Annotated in this window: 5 protein-coding genes; 3 read left to right on the top strand and 2 right to left on the bottom strand. The window is 51.0% G+C overall.

All coding sequences use genetic code 11. The features are described 5' to 3' along the window. The coding region (locus tag FDW87_RS12160; protein WP_252363140.1) for a LysR family transcriptional regulator at positions 1-636 on the bottom strand (636 nt) is incomplete at its 3' end. A 101-nt stretch (positions 637-737) separates the two neighbouring features. On the opposite strand from FDW87_RS12160, the gene FDW87_RS12155 reads away from it, so the two are divergent. Both FDW87_RS12155 and FDW87_RS12150 read left to right on the top strand, forming a co-directional pair. Further along, positions 738-1193 carry a multidrug/biocide efflux PACE transporter gene (locus FDW87_RS12155; protein WP_016154290.1) on the top strand — a complete coding sequence of 152 codons (456 nt, stop codon included), beginning with the start codon at positions 738-740 and terminating at the stop codon, positions 1191-1193. Between the two features lie 142 nt (positions 1194-1335). Then, positions 1336-2565, top strand: a complete 1230-nt coding sequence (locus FDW87_RS12150) for an amino acid permease (RefSeq protein WP_137379795.1) — start codon at positions 1336-1338, stop codon at positions 2563-2565. 53 nt (positions 2566-2618) lie between these two features. Here FDW87_RS12150 and rcnR read toward each other — a convergent pair whose 3' ends face one another. Then, positions 2619-2891 carry a Ni(II)/Co(II)-binding transcriptional repressor RcnR gene (gene rcnR, locus FDW87_RS12145; RefSeq protein WP_016154292.1) on the bottom strand — a complete coding sequence of 91 codons (273 nt, stop codon included), beginning with the start codon at positions 2889-2891 and terminating at the stop codon, positions 2619-2621. A gap of 120 nt (positions 2892-3011) precedes the next feature. On the opposite strand from rcnR, the gene FDW87_RS22440 reads away from it, so the two are divergent. Next, on the top strand, positions 3012-3579 hold a 568-nt coding region (locus FDW87_RS22440), incomplete at its 3' end, for a nickel/cobalt efflux transporter (RefSeq protein ID WP_252363139.1).

Genomic DNA, 3579 nt, shown 5'->3' with positions numbered 1-3579 from the left:
GGGGCCGCGCGCCACGTTGGTGCCGCTTTCCAGATAGGTATTCAGCCGCAGCTCTCGCCAGGTATGCAGCTGTTCCCACTGCAGTTTTTCTTGAGTCGCCAGTGGATGCGATGCCGCAACGTATAATCCCATCCAGGTTTGCATCGGCAGACGCGTGACGCCCATGTCGGTCGGGTAATCCTCCCGCGCTTCGATCAACCCAACCTGAGCACGTCCTTTTTGCAGCAGATCGATAACGTCTTCATCTTCGCCAATCAGACATTCAAACTCGGTATGGGGAAACTTGTGGTCAAACTGCACCATCAATTCTTCCAGCACATCCGGGTGCAGCGTGTCAGACAAAACGAAGGTCAGACGCGCTTCCGTTTCACCCGACAGCGAAATCGCTGCCTCATCAAGACGTTCGCTGGCCGTCAAAATTGCCTGCACATAGCCCAGCACCCGCTTACCTTCTTCGGTTAGCGTCGGCTGACGTGATGAGCGGTCAAATAGCGCAAAACCAAGATCGGCTTCCAGATGCGCAATTGCCGTGCTGATGGTGGACTGACTTTTACGCAGCCGCCGGGCCGCAGCAGAAAATGAGCCGCAGGAAACGGTCTCCACAAATGCCGTTAACGCTTCAGGAGAGTAACGCATGAACTATCTACTTTATCGATGGATACTATCTTTTAGATATCACATAAAACGATAAAATTGCCACCATTCCGTTATCCGGGCATCAAAGAAGGTTTTAGATTATGCAACACGATACAGTCCAACGCCGCTCGTTACTGGAGCGAATTTTTCATGCCGTCTGCTTTGAAGGCATTGCCACCGCGATCCTCGCACCAACCACCGCATGGTTGATGCAGCGCTCGGTGCTGGAAATGGGCGGACTGACCATTCTTCTCGCCACGACGGCGATGATCTGGAATATCATTTATAACGCCCTGTTTGACCGACTGTGGCCGTCGCACCTGGTAAAACGTACGGCTAAAGTGCGGGCATTCCACGCCTTAGGCTTCGAGAGCGGTTTTATTGTCATCGGGGTGAGCATCGTGGCGTATGTGCTGAACGTCAGCCTGCTCCAGGCATTCACGTTGGAAATAGGTTTCTTCCTGTTCTTCCTGCCATACACCATGTTCTATAACTGGGCTTATGACACTTTACGCGAGCGCGTTATGAAGCGTCGCCAGCAGCGCGTTACTGCCTGATAATTCAAACAATAGCCGGAATCTTCTCGGTTCCGGCTTTTGATCCATTCACTCGCCCGCTTGTTGACACCTCCCCCAGCCCCTGCCATTTGTGGTAAATTGCGCTTCTTTTTGTTTATTTTATAGTTGATACGTTCAAATAATGTCGAAATTTTGGTCAAAAGAAGAGACTCTCTGGAGCTTCGCACTATATGGGACTGCCGTCGGCGCAGGAACCCTCTTCCTCCCCATACAGCTGGGTTCTGCAGGCGCGGTGGTACTGTTTATCACCGCACTCGTCGCCTGGCCTTTAACCTACTGGCCGCACAAGGCGCTGTGCCAGTTTATCCTGTCCTCAAAAACCTCGGCAGGTGAAGGGATCACTGGTGCAGTTACGCACTATTACGGCAAAAAGATAGGCAGCCTGATCACGACCCTCTATTTTATTGCCTTCTTTGTGGTGGTGCTGATCTACGCCGTGGCGATAACCAATTCACTCACTGAACAACTGGCAAAACATATCGCCATCGATCTGCGTGTTCGCATGCTGGTCAGTCTTGGCGTGGTGCTGGTGCTGAACTTGATTTTTCTGATGGGCCGACAAGCAACCATTCGGGTAATGGGTTTTCTGGTGTTCCCGCTCATCGCGTACTTTTTGTTCCTTTCGCTCTACCTGACCGGAAGCTGGCAGCCAACGCTACTCACCGGCCAGATGTCTTTCGATCAGCACACGCTTCATCAGGTTTGGATATCTATTCCCGTGATGGTTTTTGCTTTTAGCCATACGCCAATTATCTCGACGTTCGCCATCGACCGACGTGAGAAATATGGCGAGCAGGCCATGGGTAAATGCAAAAAAATCATGAAGGTAGCCTACGTCATCATCTGCCTGAGCGTGCTGTTTTTCGTCTTCAGCTGTTTGCTTTCGATTCCGACAAACTATATCGAGGACGCGAAAAATGAAGGGGTGACCATTCTGTCAGCGCTATCGATGATGCCAAACGCACCAGTATGGCTGTCGATTTCTGGGATCATTGTCGCCGTCGTGGCGATGTCAAAATCGTTCCTCGGCACCTACTTTGGCGTGATTGAAGGGGCAACCGAGGTGGTAAAAACATCGTTGCATCAGGTGGGAGTGAAGAAAAGCCGGGCCTTTAACCGCGCCCTGTCCATTATGCTGGTTTCGACCATTACGTTTATCATTTGCTGCATTAACCCTAATGCAATTTCAATGATTTACGCGATTAGCGGGCCGCTGATTGCCATGATTCTGTTTATCATGCCGACATTATCTACCTATCTGATCCCGGCGCTAAAGCCGTACCGTTCAGTGGGAAATCTGATCACCCTGATTGTCGGTCTGCTGTGCGTATCTGTGATGTTTTTTGGCTAGAACGTGTTTTTAACGGCTCATTCATCAGTATGTGGATGAGCCGTTAAACTGACTTATTTGATGTACGAATCGAGTACCTTCAAAACCACATCCAAATCTTCTTCGCGCTTAATTTCATCGCCCTGATGCACAATGTGCTCGGTCAGATGACCTTTAATCACCTCGCGCATTAACCCGTTTACCGCACCGCGGATCGCCGCTATTTGCTGCAATACCGCCGCGCATTCATGCGGTTCATCCAGCATGGTTTTCAACGCCGCTACCTGCCCCTGAATCTTACTGGCTCGGGCTTTCAGCTTTTGTTTGTCGCGGATCGTATGTGACATAGCAATACCTTTTCAACGTCTGGCTGGAGCGACAATACCATCGTCATTCTACTGGGGGGTAGTATTTAATACTGGGGGGGAGTAGAATCTGGCAAAATTAAACAACTAAGAATCATTCTCATGGGTGAGTTTTCTACGCTTCTTCAGCAAGGCAACGCCTGGTTTTTCATTCCCAGCGCGATTCTATTAGGAGTGTTACACGGTCTGGAACCGGGGCATTCCAAGACGATGATGGCGGCCTTTATTATTGCCATTAAGGGAACCATCAAACAGGCGGTGATGCTGGGGCTGGCGGCAACGCTGTCGCATACCGCAGTGGTATGGCTGATTGCGCTCGGCGGGATGTATATCAGCAAAGCGTTTACTGCCCAGGCCGTTGAGCCCTGGCTGCAGTTTGTCTCGGCGATTATTATTCTCGGGACCGCATTCTGGATGTTCTGGCGAACCTGGCAGGGAGAACAGAACAGGCTGACCCAGACGCATCATGACCACGATCATGAGCATCACCATGATCATGATGACCATCACCACCATCATAACCACGGTGAAGCTCACCACCATCATCACGAACATGATCATCACCATAGCGCCCTGGCCGGACTGAGCGAAGATTCAAAAGCGTATCAGGACGCCCACGAGCGGGCACATGCTACCGATATTCAGCGCCGCTTTGCAGGCAAAGAGGTCA

It is taken from the genome of Citrobacter sp. wls826 (assembly GCF_005281245.1).
Classification (GTDB): domain Bacteria; phylum Pseudomonadota; class Gammaproteobacteria; order Enterobacterales; family Enterobacteriaceae; genus Citrobacter; species Citrobacter braakii.
Note: the sequence above shows the minus strand (reverse complement) of the source record. Positions and strands in the feature narration are given on the sequence as shown.